This window comes from Halorubrum sp. AD140, from assembly GCF_034497445.1.
Lineage (GTDB): Archaea > Halobacteriota > Halobacteria > Halobacteriales > Haloferacaceae > Halorubrum.
The window spans coordinates 1-22,041 of the sequence record NZ_JAXRUU010000013.1 but is presented as its reverse complement, the minus strand read 5'-3'; the positions used below and the strand labels follow the sequence as shown (position 1 = coordinate 22,041).

Genomic DNA, 22,041 nt, shown 5'->3' with positions numbered 1-22,041 from the left:
CTCAGTTCAGCGTCTCCGACCAGTCCCCGGGTTGATCGAGCACGATCCGGGTCGCCTCGATGTCTTCAAGCGTCGCGCCCCGACCGCCGATGCCGTACTCTCGACCGTCGACTTCGAGCACGATCGTTGCCTGACCGGCGAGCTGTGTCAGCGTTAGGGAAACACCATCGTCCGGCTGGGCCGCCGAGATGATCTCAGTAATCACGCCCGAGAGGGTAACGTCCTCGCCGGTCTGGAGGTCGAACCCGTGGACGGTGGCTGGGATCGTCGTCTCCTCGTTGACGATTGGCGCGATATCTTGGACGCACTCGCGGACGTCGACGTACTCCAGTTTCGTGCCATCCGTGACTGAGTCGTAGACGTGCGGCCAGGTCCCCCAGAGCGCACTCTGGAAGTACCAGTGGAACACGTACGTCAGGGTGAGATCGTCGATTATAATGCCGTACTGATCGGTCGGGTGGGACTGCGAGGAGAAGAACGTCTGCGAACGGTCGATCAGTGCGGTGAACGGCGCTGGGAGCGTCCGATGACGGACCTCGGTAGCAACGTCCGCGAACGCCATCTCGTCGACGGCATGGGAGTCCTCCAGTCCCGTTGCCACGCAGAGCTTGACGAACACGCCGCGGTCGATGGCGTTTTCGAGGGCTGGTCGGATCGCCTCAAACTGCGAAGGCGAGACCGCGATCTGGATCCGGTTGGTTGCGTCCTCGGCCGCAGTTTTGAACTGCTCGACGACGGAGTCGAACCGCTTGACAATCGAAATCTTGTGTCCGTTGATCTCGGGACGCTCCCAGCGATCCTCGATCGCCTCCGCGGTCGTCGCGAGCGTGTTCGCGCGCTGCTGGAGGTCTGACATCACTCCTGAGGGATCTCGCGGGCGGACCGATTGCGTAGAATCTTGCTCGAACGTCTCGACGTAGTTGTCGCGCTCAAGGTCCTCTAGGACATCGTATATTCGAGATTTGGGTATCCCCGTCTGCTCGGCTATCTTGACGGCGGGGGCCGTACCCCGTTCTAGCACTGCGAGATACGCCTCGGCCTCGTACTGGGAGAGCCCGGCCTCCCGTAACCCTTCGCGGAGCTTGTCTTCGTCCATTATCGCACCTCTTGATCGTATAGGGGCTTTGATGCCGTACCGTCCGATATCAGGAGATCTGAGTAGGTAGTATGCACTACAGTACTTAATTAGCAAACAATACTTATATATTTTATTAGGAGGTGATTGTATGACCAGCGTCTCAAAAATCATCTCGCCCGACTCAACTACAGCGACATCGGGGTATACGCGCAACCAGACGATGCTGCAGGACGTATAAACAGAACTGACCGCTCGTCGACGCGCTGCTCGCTGCATGTGTCAAGGATCTGAATAGGTGCCAAAACCACTTCGGAGCGGCGCCGACTGGCCAATCTGACACCGAACAGTGGCAGTCACCTATCGGATGGTACCGTCGAGTTCGATCTCGACGAGAAAGGGTTTCGGATCGTTCTGCTGCGTTGTTCGACCGGTTTCGATCGATGAAGTGTCTGTAATTGAGTAACCACTCTAGTGAATAAACCAACACAAAGATTTAAGTATTTACTCTATACACAATGTGATGGATTAACATGATAGATCCAAAAATCGGACGCGAACGGCGGACGGTGCTAAAAGGGATTGGTACGGCGATGATCGCTGGAGGACTCGCAGGTTGCATGGGTGGGGGCAGCAACGGCAACGAGAGCGATGGCGACAACGAGAGCGGAAAGGGCAACGGGGGTGGCGACAGCGACGCGACAACTTACTGGACCACACAGGTTGAGCAGGAGCGTCAAGAGGTGATCGAGGGCTTGATCGAGAGCTACGAGTCTGAAGGCGACGGAACGATCGACTTAGTCCCGGTCGAAGAAGGAGACCTGCCATCTCAGATCTCCTCGGCAACCGCGTCACAGACACTCCCCGCGTTTGGCGAGTGGGGGATCGACCCTATGCAAAACCTAGGGAGCGAGGATCTGCTTTCAACAGAGTCTGCGGAATCGGTTGTCGATAGTATCGGGCGAGATGACTTTGCCGAGGGCGCGTTATCACTAGCATCCTCAAGCGATGGGAACTTGCTGGCTGTGCCGGCTCACGGCTGGGTACAGGGGTTTTGGTACCGACAGAGTGCATTCGACGACGCGGGGCTGGAGGCTCCAACAACGTGGGACTCTATACGCGAAGCTGCAGAGACCCTACACGACCCTGACAACGACCAGTACGGTATTGTCGTCGGCTCAGACGAGACGCCGTTCGCACGCCAGTGTTTTACACCCTATGCACGCTCGAATGGTGCTCGGGTGTTCAACAGCGACGGGGAGATAGTGTTCGACAGCGACGCGATGGTCGAAGCGCTCGAATTCTACGGTTCGCTGGCGCAGTACAGCCCACCCGGTGCCGATACATTCGAAACGGCCAACAACACGTATCTCAACGAGCAGTGCCACATGATCATGTACTCGTCGTACATCATGGGCGATATTTCGGATAACACCGACGGAATGGCAAGCAACACCGCATTCGCACCCTACATAGAGCGCGATCGACGCAGTTCGTTCGGGCAGCTTGTGTTGTTCAATATTCTCGACACGGCCTCGGTTGCGAACCGCGAAACTGCCGAAGCGTACGTAGAGCACATACTTACCGGCGACCAGTACGTCGACTTCCTGCATATGGCTCCCGGCGGGATGAACCCCGTGCTCACGTCGACGGCCGAGAGTGAGGCGTACCGCGACAACGAGACGCTTCAAGAATGGGGCCAGGACACACTGAGCAACATCTCCGGGGCGTTCGACAACATAGAGCGGTTCGGTTACGTTGACGGCCAGATGGTACCGGCCTTCGGCGACATCACGAGTCGCAGCCTCATCGCACAGGCTGTCAGGCGCGTCTCCGAAGGTGAGGATGCCCAGACAGTCGCGGACGACGCCGCCAGTCAGATGCGCGACGTGATCAACTGACTTCCACGTAAAAATTCGAATAATGACATTCATAACACGTAGCGGCGATCGAACGATCGAGGAGAAGGAGGCGTTACTGGGGTACGCGCTGATCGCACCGGCGCTACTGTTGATCGCCGCTGTAATCCTCTATCCGGTGCTATACAACGTTTACCTGAGCTTTACGATCGTACCGTTACGACCGGATGAGGCGCCCCAGTGGATCGGGCTAGAGCACTACTACAACTTGTTCGGAAGCAGCGCATTCTGGTCGGCGCTCCGAACGACAGTCGTATTCACGTTCTTCAGCACGACGCTCGCGACACTCGGCGGCCTTGGGGCTGCGTTGCTGTTCAACCGTTCGTTTCGCGGGCGGCGATACCTCCGCGGGATGGTACTGTTGCCCTATGTCGCGCCCCTGATCTCGGTAGCGTTCGTTTGGCGGTTCATGCTCGACCCGTTGTACGGCATCATCCCGTTCCTAGGGAGCGACGTGTTGGGATTGTACTCCGGTAACATCGACATTCTGAGCAACGGTGACACGGCCATCTGGACGGTGGTCCTCATCGACGCTTGGCGATACTTCCCATTCGCCTTCCTGATGCTGATCGCCCGCGTGCAGGCGATCCCCCGGGATATGTACGAGGCAGCGAAGATCGACGGCGCCTCGAAGCTTGCGCAGTTCAAAGATATCACGCTGTCAGAGCTGAAGTACATCCTAGCGACGGTGTTCCTATTGCGGTGGATCTGGAACTTCAACAAGTTTGCAGATATTTGGCTGTTGACCCGCCGTGTGGAGACATTACCGATCTACGCGTACCAAGTAGCGTTCGCAAACTACCAGCACGGTCAGGCAGCCGCGATCTCGATGGTGCTGTTCTTAGCGCTGATCGTGTTTGTCCTCGCGTACGTAGCCTGGGCACTGGACTGGTGATACGATGAGTACGAAACAATCCACCTACCGATACGTCGTTGATTCGTTCAAAACTGCGCTCGGGCTGGGCGAGAGCACTCTCGAGACGTCGATCGCCGAACGCGCCGTGTTCTACGTCGCGCTTGGGTTGACGCTGCTGATCACGCTGTTTCCGTTCTACTACATGGCACTGGCGAGTCTGCTGCCCGAGTCGGCCCTGTACACGCTGCCGCCGACATTACTCCCTCAAGATCTGACGCTCGAACACTACCGGACCGTGTTCGGGCCAGAGACGTTCCCATTCTTAACGTACTTCAAGAACAGCTTTGTCGTCGCGACGACTACCGCGGGAGCGTCAGTGCTCGTCGCCACGTTCGGCGCATACAGCTTCGCCCGGCTCGACTACCGCGGGCGCGGGATCATGTCACGCGGCGTCCTGATGGTGTACATGTTCTCGGGTATTCTGCTAGTCGTGCCGATGTTCCAAGTGATCGTCTGGCTCGGCTTTGTCGACTCATTGGCAAGCCTATTCGTCACCTACCTAGTTCAGACGCTGCCCGTCTCGCTGTACATGTTGGGCAACTACTTCCGGTCGATCCCCGAAGAGATCGAAGAGGCAGCAATCATGGACGGCTACTCACGGCTGGAGGTAATCCTCAAGATCACGCTGCCGCTGTCGGCGCCCGCTATCGTGGCCGTGTTCTTTTTCACGTTCATGATCGCGTGGAACGAATACCTATTCGCCAGTATCTTTCTCCAGTCTCAGAGTGTGTTCACGCTGCCAATCGGCATTGAGGCGCTGGCCTCGAATTTCCGGCAGGTCTGGGGCCAGATCATGGCGGCATCGCTGCTGACCAGCATCCCGCTGATCGTGATGTTCACTTACCTGGAGAAGTTCATGGTCGAGGGCCTGACCTTCGGGGCGGTGGAGGGATAACATGGTGACGGAACATACCTCTCCCGCTGCCGACGCCGGGGAAGCCTCCTCACTTAGCTCTGACGAGGACACCGAGATCCGGCTCCGGGACGTCACGAAGCAGTTCGACGACCTCGTTGCAGTCGAGAATCTCGATCTGACGATTCGGAACGGTGAGTTACTCGTCTTGCTTGGCCCCTCGGGCTGTGGCAAGTCGACGACGCTACGGATGATCGCTGGATTGGAGGTTCCTTCCGATGGAAGCATCGAAATCGGCCGCGAGGAGATCACCAAACGGCTGCCCCAAGAGCGGGACCTCTCGATGGTGTTCCAAAGCTACGCGTTGTACCCCCACAAGACCGTTCGGGGAAACCTCGCCTTCCCGCTGGAGAAGATGGACGTCAGCGATGACGAGGCTGACGAACAAATCCGCCGAACTGCAAAACTGCTAGAGATCGACAACCTACTCGACAACAAGCCGGGCCAGCTCAGCGGCGGCCAGCGCCAGCGTGTCGCGCTGGGCCGAACCATCGTTCGGGAGCCGAAAGCATTTCTGATGGACGAGCCCTTGTCAAATCTGGACGCTAAGCTCCGGGTCCAAACCCGCTCGGAGCTACGCAGCCTCCAGCAGCGTCTCGGCACAACGACCGTCTACGTCACCCACGACCAAGAGGAGGCGATGAGTCTCGCCGATCGGATCGCCGTAATGAACGACGGCGAACTCCAGCAGGTCGGGACACCGAAGGAAGTCTATGAGAACCCGGTCAACAAGTTCGTCGCCGGGTTCCTCGGAGAGCCGTCGATGAACTTCCTCAATCCCGACCAGCTTAAATGGAGCGATACCGACGACTCCGGTCCCGAGACGGACAGTTCGTTCGCAGGCACGGCGATTGTCGGTGTCCGACCGGAGGATGTTGCGATCGTCGGGGAAGGCGACCAGCAGGCCAACGCCGGTCGAGCCTACGAACTTGACGGCGAGGTGCTCGTCGTCGAGCCGTTGGGCAACGCCTACGAGATCGAGGTCGATTGCGGCGGAGATTGGATCACCGCCCGCTTGCGTGACCAGCCCGTCACCGCCAGTCCCGGGTCGACCGTTACCCTCCGACTGCCCGACCACGCTGTCCATCAGTTCGGCTCCGATGGCGAGGTGATCGAATGATTCCGGACGGCTGTGCGCTGGCGGTCCACGACGGCGTCGTCTGCGTTGTCGGCGAGCACGGCGACGTTTGCTCCGAGCGCGCCGAAGCCGGCGTGTACGCCGACGATATGCAGTACCTAAGCGAGTTCGAGGTCGCAGTGACCGACCAGAGCGAGCCAGAGATCGGCTGGGATCGGCTCGATCGGAAGGCCGGCCCCGACGGAATAACGACTGTACTGATCGGCGCCGCGTCGGGCGAGGGTAGGGGCGATGCCCGCAGGTTGCTGGTGAAGAAGGATGTCGCAATCGACGGCGACGTGATGACTATCGAGACGACGCTCCGGAACTACACACCGGAGAAGCGCGTCGTCGATGTCGAACTGACCGCAGCGTCCAACTTCCGGCACATCTTCGAATGCTCGAGCTTTTTCGCGGCTCGCGACCCAGTCGATCGTGACCTGAGCGCGACAGACTGGAAGGGCGGCACCCGACTATCTGGTACGTCACCGGACGGGATAACCCGCAGCGCGACGGTGCAACTGGCAGGAACGTGCGACAGCACGGCCGAGACAACAGCTGACGCCGCCCGTACAAGAATCGCTCGGACACTCTCGATCCCGCCGAGAGAGGAGACGACGGTCGTCGCAATGGCCCGGCTCCGGCCGAGGCGAGACAGGGTCGACCTGGCATTCGACCCATCGGTGTCGATGACATCACACCCTGGACTGTTCGACGCCGCCACAGATACCCTGCGGGCGCTCATGCTTCCCCAGGGTGTCCCTGCCGCGGGTGCGCCGCGATTCGTCGCGCCGTTCGGGCGGGACGCGCTGCTGATCGGGTTCCAGACGTTGCCGTTCGCTCCCGACCTGACCCGGAGCGTGCTAACCTACTTCGCCGGGCAGCAAGCCTCGACGACCGATCTCAAGACGCTCGCGGAACCGGGCAAGATACCCCATGAGGGGAGGCGGGGTGATCTTCCGGCGCTCGGCCGGTCGATCCGCTCGCCGTACTACGGGACAGTCGATGCGACGCCGCTGTTCGCGGCGCTCGTCGCTGCCTACGCCGAGTGGGTCGGGGAGGATGCGCTCACCGACGGGTTGTACGACGCCGCACTCAAGGCCGTCGAGTGGACGGTCACGACTGGCGACGAGGACGGATTGGTGTGGTACGAACCCCACGACCACAAGCACGGGCTCACCCACCAGGGGTGGAAAGACAGCGACAGGGCTATCGTACGGCCCGACGGTACCGCCGCGACGCCACCAATCGCACTTGCGGAAGTGCAGGGATACGCCTACCGCTCGCTCCGTGGTGTCTCCGATCTCGCGGCGACTCGTGGTGACGACCGTCTTGCGGAGCGGCTGACCGAGTGTTCCGAGCGTCTCCGCGAAGCGTTCAATCGGGAGTTCTGGCTGCCCGAGCAGAAATGTTACGCACTCGCACTCGACACCGACGGCATAGTCGACGCTGTCGCCTCGAACCAGGGCCACGCGCTTTGGAGCGGGATTGTCCCGCCAGAGCGCGCTGATGACGCGATCAGCAGACTGCTGGCACCGGACATGCTAACCCACACCGGACTCAGAACGTTTTCGGCGTCTCACGACGCGTTTGACCCACTATCCTACCATCGTGGAAGCGTTTGGCCCCATGATACCAGCATCGCCGCGATGGGCTGTACGCGCTATGGTCGCGGTGATGCTGCCGCGGTGCTAGTCGAGCGCGGACTGGACGCGCTAGCGACCGGTGCGACAGGCGATCCCGACCGTTGGGGGTTCCCCGAGTTGCAGGTCGGCCTCAATGACACCCACGTGGACGCAGGTCGGGCCCACCACCCCGATTCCTGCGAGCCGGCCGCTTGGAGCGCCGGGAGTGCGTTCGGCTTCGCCCAAGCAACACTCGGTCTCGACATCGAGTCGGGGGTGCCGGCCGCCGAGCCTACAACGGGCTTCGGCTCCGGATCAGGGCTCGGCACGACGGAGGCGACGCTGCACTGCCGCGGGCGGAGTTACGCCTGTCGCCACAGCGACGATTCGACAACCGTGACGTTGACGTGTAGGGCGTCGCCGGCGAGGGGAGCACCTGACGACGATCCCGATCACCCGGAGGTGACTACCGATGGCTGAACTCAAACTATACGACATCACAAAAATTTACGACGACGCGGAAGGAACCGAGACCGCCGTTGACAAAGCGTCCGTAACGGTAAATGATGGCGAGTTTCTCGTTCTGGTCGGACCCTCGGGCTGCGGAAAGTCGACCACGCTGCGGATGATCGCCGGTCTGGAGACGGCGACAGGGGGGACGATCGAGATTGGCGATCGCGAAGTGCAACACCTCGCACCGAGCGAGCGGGACGTGGCGATGGTATTCCAGAGCTACGCACTGTACAAGCGCATGACCGCCCGCCAGAACATGGGGTACGGGCTCAAACACTCAACCGACATGTCGGCCGAGGAGCGCGACCGACGGGTTCGTGAGAGCGCGGAACTGTTGGGTATCGAGGAGTTACTCGACGACAAGCCCGAGGCGATGAGCGGCGGTCAGAAACAGCGCGTCGCGTTGGGTCGGGCGATCGTCCGCGATCCGGACGTGTTCCTGCTCGACGAGCCGCTGTCAAATCTCGATGCCAAGCTCCGGTCGCACATGCGTACGGAGCTCCAGCGCATCCAGTCGGACCTCGGCGTCACCACGGTATACGTCACGCACGACCAGACCGAGGCGATGACGATGGCCGACCGGATCGCTATAATGAACAACGGTGTCGTCCAGCAGGTTGACCCGCCGGAAGTCGCCTACGAACATCCGAACAACGAATTCGTCGGAGCGTTCCTCGGGAGTCCGGCGATGAACATCTTCGACGCCGTCGCTCACGAGGACACCAATGGGTACGATATTGGTGTCGAAGACACCACGCTCGGCAGGATTCCCCACGAAGCCGTCGAGGACGACATCGGCGGCGAGTCGGTCCGATTCGGTGTCCGGCCCGAGGACGTTCACCTCGACGATCTGCCGGACGACGCGACCGGCGGCTGTCGGTTCCCCGCGACAGTCAGGGTTACCGAGTACCAAGGGAATGACAACTTCGTCTACCTCGATGTGGGCGACCGGTCACTGACTGCGCGCGTGCCGCCGGGTATCTACCCTGAACCGAGCGACGAGGTGACTGCCCGGATCGCCGCCGAAGACGTCTACCTATTCGATCCGGAGACAACGGCGTCGATCAAGACGCGCGGTGTCGGCGGTGAAGGCACGGACACGCAACCGATCACTCGCGGGTAATCCACAATTTCCCTATCTATGACACACTCGAAGCAGTCAACGACGGACAGTATCGTCTCCAAGCACGTCGACGCGCCGATCGACGACCCGGCGTTCCACCTCGACGTGCTGGACGAGCTGAGTTACAACGCCGATGTAGATGGTGCGGTACCCCTGGCCAGCGATCCCGACAACCGGTACCCCTACGTCTACCCGCGCGACGTTGCCTCGATAACGCGGGCCTGGCTGACGGCGCTTCGACACGACGTCAGGCCGGATGTCTGCCGTGCCCGCATCGTCGACGCGGCCCGCTTTCTGATCGCCGTCGAGGACGACGGCTGGTGGTACCAGCGATACGGGCTGGACGGCACCGACCAGTCGATCTATCGCCAGGAGGACAACGTCGCCCACGGGATCAGGATCATCTCGCACGCGGTGCTCGCGCTCGACGCATCCGATGACCTCGAATCGGTAGACGAGGCGTTCCTGTCGAACGCAGTCGAGTCCATCGATGCCGCAGTGGCGGTTGCCTGCTCGGAACTGTACGACGCCAACGCCCACCTGATCGAGAGCACGACGAGCATCCACGAGGGGGCCATCGAGTCCGGCTATACGCTGTGGGTGAACTGCGCGTTTCTCGCCGCCCTACAGCAGGCGGCCGACGCGCTCGACCGGATCGAAGCTGCCGGACTGTCCGGGGATGTCAGCCGGACTGAGGACATCGATAGCTCTGGAGGCATCGATACGGTCGCACTCGACGACATCGTCGAACGAGTCGGTAAGCTTCGGTCCCTATTGGAACCGGGCGTTGAGCGGTGCTTCGCCGTCGACGGGACCACCGTGCCGCGCCGATACACTCTCGACGGCGATCGCGACGAGCGCCCAGATATTACGCTGCTCGCACCCGCCTACTTCGGGCTCGAAGAAGTGTTCGGCGAGCACGCCGTGCGCGCCGCCGAGCGGGCGGCCGCGAGCTTACAGGACCCGCGGCTGGGTGGGCTCCAGCGATTCCGCGGGTTTTACCACGACCACGACGTCCACCAGCACGGCGGCAACGGACCGTGGATGCAGTACACGGCCTGGCACGCGCAGTTCCGCTACGACCGCGAAGAGTGCGAGCGGGGCGATGAGGTGCTCTCGACGATCATCGGCCACACCGACGCGACGGGCCACATTCCAGAACACCTCTCGACGCGCGAGCGCTTCGAGCAGTTCGTCGAACAGGAGTGGGACACAGGATCGGACTTCGAGAAAGAGTTCGACGACAACGTGCTTCGGGACGTTTCATTCGACCGCATCGCAGAGGAGCTAGGCCACATGCGCACGGCGTACAACGAGATGGCGGCTGCCCTCGAGGAGCGAGACGTCATCTCCTTCGCGGCTCCGTTGGCGTGGTCTCATGCCGAGTTTCTGACGGCGCTGCTCAAGCGCGAGCGCGGTCGTGACCCGCACGCGTGACGTATAAAACGCACACATGAGCTCTATCGAGAACCGATCGCCGCTGGCGTCGAGCGAGGCTGGAGATACTGCGGCGGACTACTCACCACCGGGATCGAGGCGGCCCACCCCTAGACCCTCGTCGCCGACACGCAGCCGTTCGACGATGGCGTGCTGGCAGTGAAGGTCGCCGCCGGCACTACCGCGACGTAGGAACCCGACATTATAGGGGGTTCTCGTACAGTCCCGAAGCGGGTGGAGGGACTCAGTGTAGCCTCACCTGCAGGTTTACGGTTCACATTCCACTAATTTACCCGTTTTATGTCGGATAGTCAGTTGGGCGTTTATAAGAGACAAGGTACAGATCTTTCCGGGAGATCCCCATAGCTACCACAAAACGTTTGACACGTCCGGCGAGAGTCCGCGCATGGTCATCGGTTCAGCCAGCGTCGTCGGCGAGGCGACTGGCTGGCTCCTGACGCTCGCGCTGTTCGTCCTCCCCGGACTCGTCGCCGCCGCGCTCTGGACGCCGATACTGCTCTCGACGCGGCTGCGGGCGCTGTTCCGCGCGCTGCCGCCGGCGGGACGGCTCGTCCCCTCGTACGTCGGCGCCGCGCTCGGGCTCTCGGTCCCCTACCTCGCCGGCGTCGTGCTGACGGTCGAGTTCGTCGACTCGGCCGGTGCCGCCTGGAGCAACGCGCTCGTCGAGACCGCGCTGGCGGGCGGGATTCTCACGGCGCTCGTCGCGCCAGCAGCCGCCGCGCTCGCGCTCCCTCGCCTCGGGATCGACTGGGACCCGGCCGGATACGGGCCCTCGACGTGGGCGCTGCTCGTCGCGGCCGGGCTGTGGTACGCGGCCGTCGCCGCCGCGCCCCTGTTCGCGCTCGCGCTCGTCTTCGGGCTCCCGGGCGGGTACTGACGGAGACGGCCGTTTCGGTCCGACCGCCGCGAGGGTCTCGCCGACTCGCGCCGGCCGCGACGGTACGCCCCCCTGCCACCCGATACCGACGCTCCGATACGGTTTTGGGTCGGCCCGCGGAACCCTCGATAAATGCTGTCTCGACAGTTCGTCCGGGAGAACCCCGAGGTCGTCCGCGAGGCGCTCGCCAACAAGGGCGTCGACGTCGACCTCGACCGGATACTCGACGTCGACGAGGAGTGGCGGGAGCTGAAACAGCGCGGCGACGACCTGCGCCACGAGCGCAACGAGGTCTCCTCGACGATCGGCGACCTCAAGCAGGCCGGCGAGGAGGAGGCGGCGCAGGAGGCGATCGAGCGCTCACAGGAGCTCAAATCGGAGCTTCAGGAGGTCGAAGCGCGCGCCGACGAACTGGAGTCCGAACTGGAGGCGTCGCTGCTCGAACTCCCGCAGATCCCGCAGGAGTCTGTCCCGGTCGGCGCCGACGAGTCGGAGAACGTCGAGGTGCGCCGCGAGGGGTTCGACGACCTCCGCGATCTCCCGGCCGACGTGGTCCCCCACTACGACCTGGGCGAGGAGCTGGAGATCCTCGACTTCGATCGCGGCGCGAAGGTCGCCGGCGGCGGCTTCTACGTCGCGAAGGGCGACGGCGCCCGGCTGGAGCACGCGCTGGTCCAGTTCATGCTCGACGTGCACCGCGAGCAGGGGTACACCGACGTGTTCCCGCCGATCCCTGTCAACTCGGCGTCGATGCGCGGGACGGGGCAGTTCCCGAAGTTCACCGAGGACGCCTACCGGATCGAGGGCGACAACGAGGCGCCGTACGACGACGACGACCTCTGGCTGCTCCCGACGGCGGAGGTGCCCGTCACCAACCTCCACCGCGACGAGATCCTGCTGGGCGAGGACCTCCCGCTGAAGTACCAGGCGTACACGCCGAACTTCCGGCAGGAGGCGGGCGAGCACGGCACCGAGACCCGCGGCATCGTCCGCGTCCACCAGTTCAACAAGGTGGAGATGGTGAACTTCGTCCGGCCGGAGGAGAGCGACGAGCGCTTCCACGGGCTCGTCGACGAGGCCGAGGAGGTGCTTCGCCGCCTGGAGCTCCCCTACCGCGTGCTGGAGATGTGCACCGGCGACCTGGGGTTCACGCAGGCGAAGAAGTACGACCTGGAGGTGTGGGCGCCGGGCGACGACATGGACGAGGGGCCCGCGGCCGGCGGCCGCTGGCTGGAGGTCTCCTCGGTCTCGAACTTCGAGGACTTCCAGGCGCGCCGCGCCGGGATCCGCTACCGGGAGGAGCACCACGAGTCGGCAGCGTACCTCCACACCCTGAACGGCTCCGGGCTCGCGGTCCCGCGGATCGTCGTCGCCGTCCTGGAGTACTACCAGAACGACGACGGCACCGTCACCGTCCCCGACGCGCTGCGTCCGTACATGGGAGGCACCGAGGTCATCGAGGGTCACGAGCCGGTCGGCGAGTCGAAGCTCGGCGGCGAGTAGGCGGCGCGGAGCGCGTCGGTCCCCGCGGGGCGGGCGTCACTCCAAGGCGAACGTCACTCCCGGAAGGGCGTCACTCCGCGTTCGGGGGAACGCCGAGCTCTCCCTTCCACGCGTAAAAGCCGATCATGATGGCCGCCATCACGAAGCCGGTCGCCACGCCGAGGGGGATGCTCCCGTCGGCGACGTACGAGACGAACGCGAAGACCGCACAGAACGCCACGACGTACACGGCAGACTGGCGGAGCGCCAGCGACCGGTCGAACGTCTCGGGCAGCTGCATGCGCCCACGCTCGGGGTATCTCGGTTTAGCTCTTTCCTCTCCCGACGGCGGTCGAGCGACCGGTCGGTGACCCGGTTTCGCACCCCGACGGACCGTTACTGGTTCTCCAAGGCGTCGAGGACGCAGGCGGCGGCGATCACCGCCTCCTTCGGGACGTCGCTCGCGTCGTCGATGGTGACCGCGTAGGCGTCTCGAAGCGAGAACTTCCCCTCGATGTCGCCGACGTGGTCGCCGTCGGCGTCGAATATCTCGTACTTGTTCGGGACGAGGTTCGCGACGGCGACGAGGTGCCGGAGCGCCGATATCGCCTTGCTCTTCGAGCGGATGGTCGCCAGCGCGTCTCCCGTGTCGGGGTCGCGGACCGTCCAGTTCTCGACGAAAAACGAGAGGTCCTCGTCGAGGACGACGACCTCCTCGCCGGTGCCCGAATCGACGATGGCGTAGTTCCCCGCGATGTCCATGATACCGCCCGCCTTCACGGTGAACGCGTCCTCGCCGTCGCCGGTGACGAACGGGAACTCCTCTTTCAGCTTGAACAGCTTCTGTTTCCCGCGCAGGACGACGGTTCCGGTGCTGTCGCGGACGGTGTACTTGTTTCGGATCGCCGACTGTTTCACCTCGTAGCGGTCGTCGTCGAGATCGACCGTGGAGATGTCGTACGCGGTCGCTTCCGTCGACCCGAACGTGGAGGACTCGGCCATAGCCGCCAAGACGACGAGACGTGGCAAAATAGTTCCGCTCGGGAGACGGCCCGGGTCGGTCGTGCCGGCGTGCCTCAGGGCGTCAGCCGCCCTATCGAGAGCCACTTCACGTCGGCGTTCTCTAGGCTCCCGCCCTCACCGCCCGTCATCGCCGTCAGCGCGAACACCATCTCCTTGCGGACGCCGCCGGCGAGCCGCACGTCGAGCGAGAGCTCGCGCGGCGAAAATCGGTGGTCGGCGTCGACGACGCGCACGAGGTGCTCGGAGTGCGGCAGGTCCTCGACCGTCTCCACCTCGAGGTACGTCCGGAAGTCGGCGCCGAACTTGAAGCCGGTCTTGGGGACGGCGTCGGCCGCGCGGAGGCGTCGGTACACCGCGAGCCGGCGGTCGAACCGCTCGCCCTCAACGTCGCGGCCGCGGGCGACGACCGCGGCTGCGGGGCCGTCGGTCGTCGGCTCCTCTCCGACGTGGCCGTCGCCCGCCGCCCTCTCTCCGACGTGGCCGTCGCCTGCCGCCCCTATCGACGCCGACAGCGACAGGACGCCGTCGGCCGCGAGCGACGCCGCCTCGACGAGAGAGAGCTGGATCGCGCCCTCGACGGCGGCCGCCCGGCCGGTGAGCGGCTGGCCGTAGAAGCCCCGCTCGTAGAGCCCCTCGGGAGCGTCCCAGACGACGACGCGGTCCGAGAGGAGCACGCCGTCGAGGCGCTCCGGCGGCTCGTACTCGGTCGCGCCCTCGATCGCTCCGCCCGTCGCCGCGAAGTACGTGATGTCGGACTCCTCGTCGACGACCGCGAGGGTGCGCCCGACGAGTCCGGCCGCGGGGAGCGACTCGCGCTCGCCGACGACCTGCACCGGGTACTTCACGTCTCCCGTGTCGGGGGTCGAGCCGCGCTCGTAGGCGACGAAGTCGACCGCGTCGGCGACGTCGGCGGTCCCGCCGGGCCACGGTTCGCGGGCGGGCGAGAGGTAGAAGCCGCGGTCGCGGAGGTCCGCGTAGACGAGGTACCGCACCGCGAACCGGTCCGCGGCGGCCGCGCTCTCGACGAAGAAGCGCTCGAATCCGACGGGGTCGGCGTCGGGGGCGAGGGAGACTCCGGCGAGGTCGCCGCGAAAGAGGAGGTGGGCCGCCTCGACCCGGGAGAGCGATATCTCGTTCCCCTCGAGCGGGCGCCCGTAGCCGCGGGAGTCGTGGAAGCGCTGGCGGGCGTCGCCGGCGACGCGGACCGCGTCGCCGCGCAGGTGCCCTGTCGGTTGCATACCCGAAGGCGCGCTCGGACGAGGTAAGGGGGTTGCGGTCGGCGGGCGTCCGCGGGTAAGCGTAAAGGGTCAGTGGCCGGAACGGACCCCATGAACGACTCCGCAGGCCTCCGGCTCACGGTGCGTGCCGCCGAGAAGCGGGACGCGGGCCGGGGCATCGCCAGACTCCCCGAACCCGCCCGGAAGCGGCTCGGCCTCCTCAGCGGCGACACCGTCGAGCTCCGCGGAGAGCGCGTCGCCGTCGCGAAGGTGTGGCCCGGCGGCCCCGACGCCCAGGCGGACTCCGTGCTCATCGACGCGGACACCCGCGCGAACGCCGGCGTGAAGGTCGGCGACGTCGTCGAGGTCGCGCCCGTCACGGTCGAGGACGCCGACCGCGTCCTCCTCGCCGCCCCCGCGCGGCTGGCCGACGTCGACGTGAGCCGCGAGGTGGTCGAGCGCGCGCTCGCCCGCGACCTGCGCGACCGCCCCGTCACCCGAGGCGAGGCGGTCCACGTCGAGCGACTGGGCGGCCTCCGGTTCGTCGTCGCGGAGACGGCGCCGGCCGGCACCGTGCGCGTCACGAACCGGACCGACGTATCGGTGCGGTACGAGGACGGGGACGGGAAGGACGACGCTCCCACGCGGACCGACAGCCGGGACGGAGCCGGCCGATCGTCGCAGTCGTCGGGCGGGTCGGGCGGGACCGCCGAGTCGAGGACGCGTTCACCGTCTGCGGGAGACGGGACGGAACCCCCCGCGGAGCACACCGCGGGCGCGACCTACGAGGACATCGGCGGGTTAGACGAGGAGCTGGAGCTGGTGCGCGAGACGATCGAGCTCCCGCTCTCCGAGCCCGAGGTGTTCACCCGGCTCGGCATCGACCCGCCGAAGGGGGTCCTCCTGCACGGTCCCCCGGGGACGGGCAAGACGCTGATCGCCCGCGCCGTCGCCAACGAGGTGGACGCGACGTTCGTCACCGTCGACGGCCCGGAGATCATGTCGAAGTACAAAGGCGAGTCGGAGGAGCGCCTGCGGGACGTGTTCGACCGCGCGAGCGAGTCCGCCCCCGCGATCATCTTCTTCGACGAGATCGACTCGATCGCGGGCAAGCGCGACGACGGCGGCGACGTGGAGAACCGCGTCGTCGGCCAGCTGCTCTCGCTGATGGACGGGCTCGACGCCCGCGGCGACGTGATCGTCATCGGGGCGACCAACCGCGTCGACACCCTCGACCCCGCCCTCCGGCGCGGCGGTCGGTTCGACCGCGAGATCGAGATCGGCGTCCCCGGCGAGGCCGGTCGCCGACAGATCCTCGACGTCCACACGCGCCGGATGCCGCTGGCCGACGACGTCGACCTCGACCGGATCGCGAGCCGGACGCACGGCTTCGTCGGCGCCGACATCGAGGGGCTCGCGCAGGAGGCGGCGCTGACGGCGCTGCGTCGCGCCCGCGAGTCGGACGCGCGGGCGCTCGACGAGGTCACCGTCTCGAAGGCCGACTTCGAGGCCGCCCACGCCAACGTCGAGCCGAGCGCGATGCGCGAGTACGTCGCCGAACAGCCCGCGACCGACTTCTCGGACGTGGGCGGGCTCTCGGCGGCGAAGGAGAAGCTGGAGCGGGCGGTGACGTGGCCGCTGACGTACGGCCCGCTCTTCGACGCCGCCGGCGCCGACCCACCGACGGGGGTGCTGCTCCACGGGCCCCCGGGCACCGGGAAGACCCTGCTCGCGCGGGCGATCGCCGGCGAGAGCGGCGTGAACTTCATCCAGGTCGCCGGCCCGGAGCTGCTCGACCGCTACGTCGGCGAGTCCGAGAAGGCGGTTCGAGACCTGTTCGACCGCGCCCGACAGGCGGCGCCCGTGATCGTCTTCTTCGACGAGATCGACGCGATCGCGGCCGACCGCGACGGCGCGGGCGGGGACGGCTCGGGCGTCGGGGAGCGCGTCGTCTCCCAGCTGCTCACCGAACTGGACCGCGCCAGCGACAACCCGAACCTCGTCGTGCTCGCGGCGACGAACCGGCGGAACGCGCTCGATCCCGCCCTGCTCCGGCCGGGTCGGCTGGAGACGCACATCGAGGTGCCCGAGCCCGACCGGGACGCGCGTCGGAAGATCTTCGAGGTTCACACCCGCGGGAAGCCCCTCGTGGAGGGGGTCGACCTGGCGCACCTCGCCGACGAGACGGAGGGGTACTCTGGCGCGGAGATCGCCGCCCTCTGTCGGGAGGCCGCGCTCGTCGCCATCGAGCGAATCACCGACGAACACGGCGCCGCCGCCAACGACCACGCCGCCGAGGTCTCGATCACGAGCGACGACTTCGCGGCCGCGCTGGAGACGGTGCGTCCGGCGACCCCGTAGGACTGCGATGCCGGCCGAGCGCGACTCCCCGGACCGGAGTCGACCCGGGGACGGAAGAGACGACCCGACGCCGCCGACCCGCCGCGGGCTCTCGGCTGCGCTGCTCGCGGCGGTCCGGTCCCGCCCGCCGGCGGAGATCGCGCTGGTCGCCCTCCCGATTCCGGCGCTGCTCGTCGCCGTGAGCCTCGCGCCCGGAACCGACGCGTGGCGGCTCTCGCTCTCGACCGCCGGCGTCTTCGAGAGCCGGCAGGCGCTGTGGACCGCGTTCGCGTCGAGCTTCGTCCACACGACGCCGGAGCACCTCGTCGACAACATCGCCAACTACTGGCTGCTCCTGGCGGTCGCGTACCCGCTGTCGGTCGTCGCGGGCTGGCGCCGGCGGCTGCTGTGGGCGACCGTCGCGTACCTCCTCGTCGTCCCGCTCGCGTCGGCGTGGGCGACGCTCGTCGCCCTCGGCGGCCTGACGAACGCGCCGACGGCCGGCTTCTCGGACGTGAACAGCGCCCTCCTCGGCTACCTCGTCGTCGTCTGGTTCGCCGCGCTGGCGACGGAGACGGGCGGTGACGGGGCGGAACACGGACGGACGGCGATCGGCGTCGACGCCCGCTGGTCGGCCGTCGTCGCGCTCGGGTCGCTCGCGCTCGCGTACCTCGCGCCGAGCGGCGTCGGGTACTTCCCCCCGCTGCCGGCCGTCGGCGCGCTGTTCGCGCTCTCCGCGGCCCTCGTCGCCGTCGCGCTGTCCGCCGCCGCCGGCCGACCGAGGGTGGTCGGCCTCGACCTCGCCCCCGAGCGCGAGCTGCTGTACGTCACCGGCGGGAGCGTCGCCGCCGCCGGCGTGGTCGGGTCGCTGGTCATCGTTCCGTTCGGCAGCAACGTGTTCGCGCACCTCGCTGGCTACGTCGTCGGAGCGGCGGTCCCGCTCGGCTACGTGCTCGCGGACGGCTGACCGGACCGGTCGGTGACGCTGGGATGGCGGATCGGCCGGCGCCCGGATCGCCGGATCCGTCGCCGGGCTACTCGTCGCCGTGGCCGCCGCCGTGACCGCGTGCGGCGTCGCCGTCGGCCGCGGTCGTGGCGGCGTCCGAGTCGGCGCCGAACTCGTCGACGGGGGTCACGCTGTAGTCGACGGTGAGGATGTCCTTCGTCGCGCGGACCTTTCCCACGAACGTCGAGATGTCCGTCAGGCGCCCCTCCAGGACGAACAGCTCCATGCAGTAGCGGGAGCCGACGTGGCTGTGGAAGTTGGAGGCGACGAGCCCCTCGTGCTCGTGGCGGAGCCGCATCATGCGCTCCTCGACGCTGGTGGTCTCGTAGTCGAAGAGGACGGTCACCACCGCCATCAGGTCCCGGTCCTCCAGCGAGGCGTCGTCGAACTCGCCGAGGAGGTTCCGGGAGGCCTCGCGGACGACCTCGCTGCGCCCGGTGTAGCCGTGTTCGTCGGCGAACCCGTCGATCCGCTCCAGCAGCTCCTCCGGCATCGAGACGCTCACGACCGTCATGTAATAATCGATGCCGCCTGACTTGTTAATCCTTGAGGTTCGGACCGTCGCCGGCTTCCGCCGGCTCCCCTCCGACGAGCCCGGAGAGCCACTCGTAGTGGTCGAGCAGCGCTCGCTCGCCCGCGCCGGTGAGCGCGTACACGTCGGCGATCCCCTCGGTCCGCCGGCGGAGGTACCCGGTCTCGACCAGCGAGCGGAGCGTCGCGTAGAAGGAGCCGGGGTCGATGCGCTCGTCGTAGTGCGACTCCAGCCGGTTCTTCAGCGACTGCGCCTGCAGCTCGCCGGCGTCGTACAGCAGCGCGCAGAGGTCGCGGCGGCGGCCGCTGTGGAACCACTTCGTCATGGGTCGGCTACCGCGCGACGACTCACGACCGTTTCGGTCGCGGGCGGCCTCGCCGCCGACTCACCGGCTCGCCAGCAGCTCGTCGAGGCGGCCCACGCGGCGGTCGCCGAGCACGCAGCGGCCGCGGTCCTCGTGACCCACGCGCTCGACGTGGACCGCGTCGAGCCCGGCGTTCCACGCCGCGCTCACGTCGCTCTCGCCGTCGCCGGCGTAGTAGCCGCGATCGACGGTCGGGTCGACGCCGAGGTCTCGCATCACCAGCTCGATCGGCGCGGGGTCCGGCTTCCACCCCGTCTCGTCGGTACAGCAGACGACGGCGTCGAACCGGCAGTCGAGGTCCAGCCGGTCGAGGACGGGCTCGGCGAGGAACCGCTGGCAGTGGGTGACGAGACCGGTCGGCCCGCCGGCGTCGTCGACACGGTCGAGCAGGCGGGCGGCGTCGTCGTGGAGGTACGTCGCCTCCGCCCGGGCGACCGGGTCCTCGACCGCGTGAAACGCCGGCCAGAACTCGTCGGGGTCGACGCCGATATCGCGGAGCGTGCGGCCGCGGGGGCCGCCCAACCCGTGCCAGAGGACGTGCGCCTCGCGGTCGGAGAAACGCCGGCCGAGCCGATCCCCGACACGGTCGAACACCGCGCGGGTGTACGACCACTCGGCGTCGACGAGGGTGCCGTCGAGGTCGAACAGGTGGAAGTCGTAGTCGACCACGGCCATGGGGGCGTCTCTAGGCCGTCGGCCGATAAGTGCGTTGTGGGGTCAGTCCCCCCGGACGTGCACCGACGACCCGAGGTACTTGTGGAGGACCTCGTCGACCGAGTCGGCGTTGAACCGGCCGAGGTCCGCGGCGATCTCGGCTCGCAGCGCGTCGAGGTACGCCTCGTCGGTCCGCAGCTCGCGAAACGAGGCCCGGGTGACCTCGACGCCGAGGCGGTCGCTCGCGAGGTCCAGAAACGTCGGCTCGTCGCCGATCTTCCCCCGCCAGAGCCGGTCGCGGAAGAACAGCCAGCCGTCGGCGCCGGGCTCGCTCGCGGGAAGCTCCATCGTCGCCTCGAATCGGTCCGGATCGAGCGTCGCGGCGTCCGGGTCGAGTCGGAACCGAACGGCGAAGACGTAGGCGGCGTCCATTGGACGCGATCCGTGGGTAGAGGATAAAAGTACATATCCCTCGGTCCAGTCAGTTGGCCCATATGTTGGACCGGCTCCGCGCCCTCGGTGAGCGCGCCTACCGCCGCCACCTCCGTCGCGAGATCGAGGACGTGCCGACCCACGTCGCGATCATCCAGGACGGGAACCGGCGGTACGCGCGCGAGCGCGGCGACGACGCGCCCCAGGGCCACCGCGCCGGCGCGGACACGACCGAGCGCGTGCTCGACTGGTGCGCGGACCTCGGCGTCGAAGAGCTGACGCTGTATGCCTTCTCCACCGAGAACTTCGCGCGACCCGACGAGGAGCTGGAGCCGCTGTTCGACCTGCTTGAAGCTAAGCTTCGAGAGTTCGCCGACGCCGAGCGCGTCCACGAGCAGGGGGTGCGCGTCCGGGCGATCGGCGACGTCGACCGGCTGCCCCCTCGCGTCCGCGACGCGGTCGACTACGCCGAGCGGCGCACCGCAGACAACGACCGGTTCACGCTGAACGTCGCGCTCGCGTACGGCGGCCGAACGGAGCTCCTCGACGCCGCCCGGACGATCGCCGGCGACGTCGCCGACGGCGACCTCGATCCCGCCGACGTAGACGTCGAGACCGTCGAGGACCGACTGTACGACCGGCCGGTCCGCGACGTCGACCTCATCGTCCGGACGGGCGGCGACGAGCGTACCTCGAACTTCCTCCCGTGGCACGCGAACGGCAACGAGGCCGCCGTCTACTTCTGTGCGCCCTACTGGCCGGAGTTCTCGCAGCGCGAGTTCCTCCGCGCCATCCGCACGTATCAGTCCCGCGAGGAGTCGTGGCAGCGCGCCCGTGCCGAGCGGGCCGCCGCGCTCGTCCGGGCGGTCGCCGAGGTGGAGCTCGCCGAGGCCCGGCGCGTGGCGTCGCGGCTCCGCGCGCAGGTCGCCGACCTCGACGGGAGCGTGCTCGCCGACGACGAGCTCGGCCTCTCCGAGACCGAACCGGCGGACTCCGACACCGACGACCCCACTGACCGGGCGGATCGGGGAGAGCAGGCAGAGCGGGTAGAGCGGGCCGAGCGGGCGGAGCAGGCGGACTAGGCCGACGCCCGCGGCGCGATTCCGCCCTCGTTCCGCGTCAGCAGATACAGCGCGAACGAGGAGAGCCAGTGTGAACCCGCGTAGTCGTCGGTGAGCACGTCGGCGGCCCCCGCCTCGGCGTGGCGGCGCGCCTCGGCCTCGAGCCTGTCACCAAGCCGGGCCGCGGCCGGCCCCTCCCGTCCCGCCAGCGCGTCGGCCAGTCCCGCGAGACACCACGCGCGGGAGACGTTGAGCCCGATCAGGTGCATCGCGGCGCCGTCGCCCTCCTCCGGCTCGACGGGGACGGGCGAGAGCAGCACGTCGTGGGGCGGCGCCGAGAGGTCCGGGAGGAAGCCGTCGAGCCACGCCGCGAACGCGTCGGGGTCCAGCACGC

21 protein-coding genes are annotated in these 22,041 nt (G+C 66.5%); 12 read left to right on the top strand and 9 right to left on the bottom strand.

Features of this window, described 5'->3' with window-relative positions; translation table 11 throughout:
- Position 1: 1 nt before the first annotated feature.
- On the bottom strand, positions 2-1,354 hold the full coding sequence (locus U4E84_RS05160) for a TrmB family transcriptional regulator (RefSeq protein ID WP_322531030.1): 1,353 nt from the start codon (positions 1,352-1,354) through the stop codon (positions 2-4).
- Positions 1,355-1,608: 254 nt separating this feature from the next.
- Here U4E84_RS05160 and U4E84_RS05155 point away from each other — a divergent pair, with 254 nt between their 5' ends.
- The 9 genes from U4E84_RS05155 (at position 1,609) to serS (ending at position 13,039) form a co-directional block, all read left to right on the top strand.
- Positions 1,609-2,976 (top strand): ABC transporter substrate-binding protein, encoded by a 1,368-nt coding sequence (locus U4E84_RS05155; RefSeq protein WP_322531029.1) that lies wholly within the window; start codon positions 1,609-1,611, stop codon positions 2,974-2,976.
- 22 nt (positions 2,977-2,998) lie between these two features.
- Positions 2,999-3,889, top strand: a complete 891-nt coding sequence (locus U4E84_RS05150) for a sugar ABC transporter permease (RefSeq protein WP_322531028.1) — start codon at positions 2,999-3,001, stop codon at positions 3,887-3,889.
- 4 nt (positions 3,890-3,893) lie between these two features.
- Positions 3,894-4,805 carry a carbohydrate ABC transporter permease gene (locus U4E84_RS05145; protein ID WP_322531027.1) on the top strand — a complete coding sequence of 304 codons (912 nt, stop codon included), beginning with the start codon at positions 3,894-3,896 and terminating at the stop codon, positions 4,803-4,805.
- A gap of 1 nt (position 4,806) precedes the next feature.
- On the top strand, positions 4,807-5,943 hold the full coding sequence (locus U4E84_RS05140) for an ABC transporter ATP-binding protein (RefSeq protein ID WP_322531026.1): 1,137 nt from the start codon (positions 4,807-4,809) through the stop codon (positions 5,941-5,943).
- Entirely contained in the window at positions 5,940-8,045 is a 2,106-nt protein-coding gene (locus U4E84_RS05135; RefSeq protein WP_322531025.1) for a glycogen debranching N-terminal domain-containing protein, read from the top strand. Before U4E84_RS05140 ends, U4E84_RS05135 begins: the two co-directional genes overlap by 4 nt.
- Positions 8,038-9,201: an ABC transporter ATP-binding protein gene (locus tag U4E84_RS05130; protein WP_322531024.1), complete on the top strand. Its 1,164-nt coding sequence runs from the start codon at positions 8,038-8,040 to the stop codon at positions 9,199-9,201. Before U4E84_RS05135 ends, U4E84_RS05130 begins: the two co-directional genes overlap by 8 nt.
- Positions 9,202-9,219: 18 nt before the next feature.
- Positions 9,220-10,638 (top strand): hypothetical protein, encoded by a 1,419-nt coding sequence (locus U4E84_RS05125; RefSeq protein WP_322531023.1) that lies wholly within the window; start codon positions 9,220-9,222, stop codon positions 10,636-10,638.
- Positions 10,639-11,044: 406 nt separating this feature from the next.
- Positions 11,045-11,536 carry a hypothetical protein gene (locus U4E84_RS05120; protein WP_322531022.1) on the top strand — a complete coding sequence of 164 codons (492 nt, stop codon included), beginning with the start codon at positions 11,045-11,047 and terminating at the stop codon, positions 11,534-11,536.
- 132 nt (positions 11,537-11,668) lie between these two features.
- The gene (serS, locus tag U4E84_RS05115; RefSeq protein ID WP_322531021.1) at positions 11,669-13,039 is read left to right on the top strand and encodes a serine--tRNA ligase; all 1,371 of its coding nucleotides are present in this window, start codon (positions 11,669-11,671) and stop codon (positions 13,037-13,039) included.
- 70 nt (positions 13,040-13,109) lie between these two features.
- On the opposite strand, the gene U4E84_RS05110 is transcribed toward serS, so the two are convergent.
- The 3 genes from U4E84_RS05110 to endA all read right to left on the bottom strand — a co-directional run bounded on the left by U4E84_RS05110 (position 13,110) and on the right by endA (position 15,279).
- A complete protein-coding gene (locus tag U4E84_RS05110; RefSeq protein ID WP_322531020.1) occupies positions 13,110-13,319 on the bottom strand; it encodes a hypothetical protein in 210 nt (69 codons plus the stop codon).
- Between the two features lie 95 nt (positions 13,320-13,414).
- Positions 13,415-14,020, bottom strand: a complete 606-nt coding sequence (locus U4E84_RS05105; protein ID WP_322531019.1) for a hypothetical protein — start codon at positions 14,018-14,020, stop codon at positions 13,415-13,417.
- Between the two features lie 74 nt (positions 14,021-14,094).
- Positions 14,095-15,279 carry a tRNA-intron lyase gene (gene endA / locus U4E84_RS05100; protein WP_322531018.1) on the bottom strand — a complete coding sequence of 395 codons (1,185 nt, stop codon included), beginning with the start codon at positions 15,277-15,279 and terminating at the stop codon, positions 14,095-14,097.
- A 90-nt stretch (positions 15,280-15,369) separates the two neighbouring features.
- On the opposite strand from endA, the gene U4E84_RS05095 reads away from it, so the two are divergent.
- Complete coding sequence (locus U4E84_RS05095) at positions 15,370-17,619, top strand: AAA family ATPase (RefSeq protein ID WP_322531017.1); 2,250 nt, start codon at positions 15,370-15,372, stop codon at positions 17,617-17,619.
- Between the two features lie 7 nt (positions 17,620-17,626).
- Positions 17,627-18,565: a rhomboid family intramembrane serine protease gene (locus U4E84_RS05090; protein ID WP_322531016.1), complete on the top strand. Its 939-nt coding sequence runs from the start codon at positions 17,627-17,629 to the stop codon at positions 18,563-18,565.
- A gap of 67 nt (positions 18,566-18,632) precedes the next feature.
- Here the strand turns inward: U4E84_RS05090 and U4E84_RS05085 are convergent, their stop codons facing one another.
- The 4 genes from U4E84_RS05085 to lwrS are packed head-to-tail and all read right to left on the bottom strand — an operon-like array spanning position 18,633 to position 20,586.
- A complete protein-coding gene (locus tag U4E84_RS05085; RefSeq protein WP_322531015.1) occupies positions 18,633-19,118 on the bottom strand; it encodes a CopG family ribbon-helix-helix protein in 486 nt (161 codons plus the stop codon).
- A 25-nt stretch (positions 19,119-19,143) separates the two neighbouring features.
- Positions 19,144-19,461, bottom strand: coding sequence for a PadR family transcriptional regulator (locus tag U4E84_RS05080; RefSeq protein WP_322531014.1), 318 nt, complete (start codon positions 19,459-19,461; stop codon positions 19,144-19,146).
- Between the two features lie 60 nt (positions 19,462-19,521).
- Positions 19,522-20,175, bottom strand: coding sequence for an HAD family hydrolase (locus U4E84_RS05075; RefSeq protein ID WP_322531013.1), 654 nt, complete (start codon positions 20,173-20,175; stop codon positions 19,522-19,524).
- A gap of 42 nt (positions 20,176-20,217) precedes the next feature.
- Complete coding sequence (gene lwrS / locus U4E84_RS05070) at positions 20,218-20,586, bottom strand: LWR-salt protein (protein ID WP_322531012.1); 369 nt, start codon at positions 20,584-20,586, stop codon at positions 20,218-20,220.
- A gap of 62 nt (positions 20,587-20,648) precedes the next feature.
- Here lwrS and uppS point away from each other — a divergent pair, with 62 nt between their 5' ends.
- Positions 20,649-21,668 carry a polyprenyl diphosphate synthase gene (gene uppS, locus U4E84_RS05065; RefSeq protein WP_322531011.1) on the top strand — a complete coding sequence of 340 codons (1,020 nt, stop codon included), beginning with the start codon at positions 20,649-20,651 and terminating at the stop codon, positions 21,666-21,668.
- Here the strand turns inward: uppS and U4E84_RS05060 are convergent.
- Positions 21,665-22,041: DUF2891 family protein (locus U4E84_RS05060; RefSeq protein ID WP_322531010.1), on the bottom strand; the 377-nt coding region annotated here is incomplete at its 5' end. The genes uppS and U4E84_RS05060 overlap by 4 nt on opposite strands.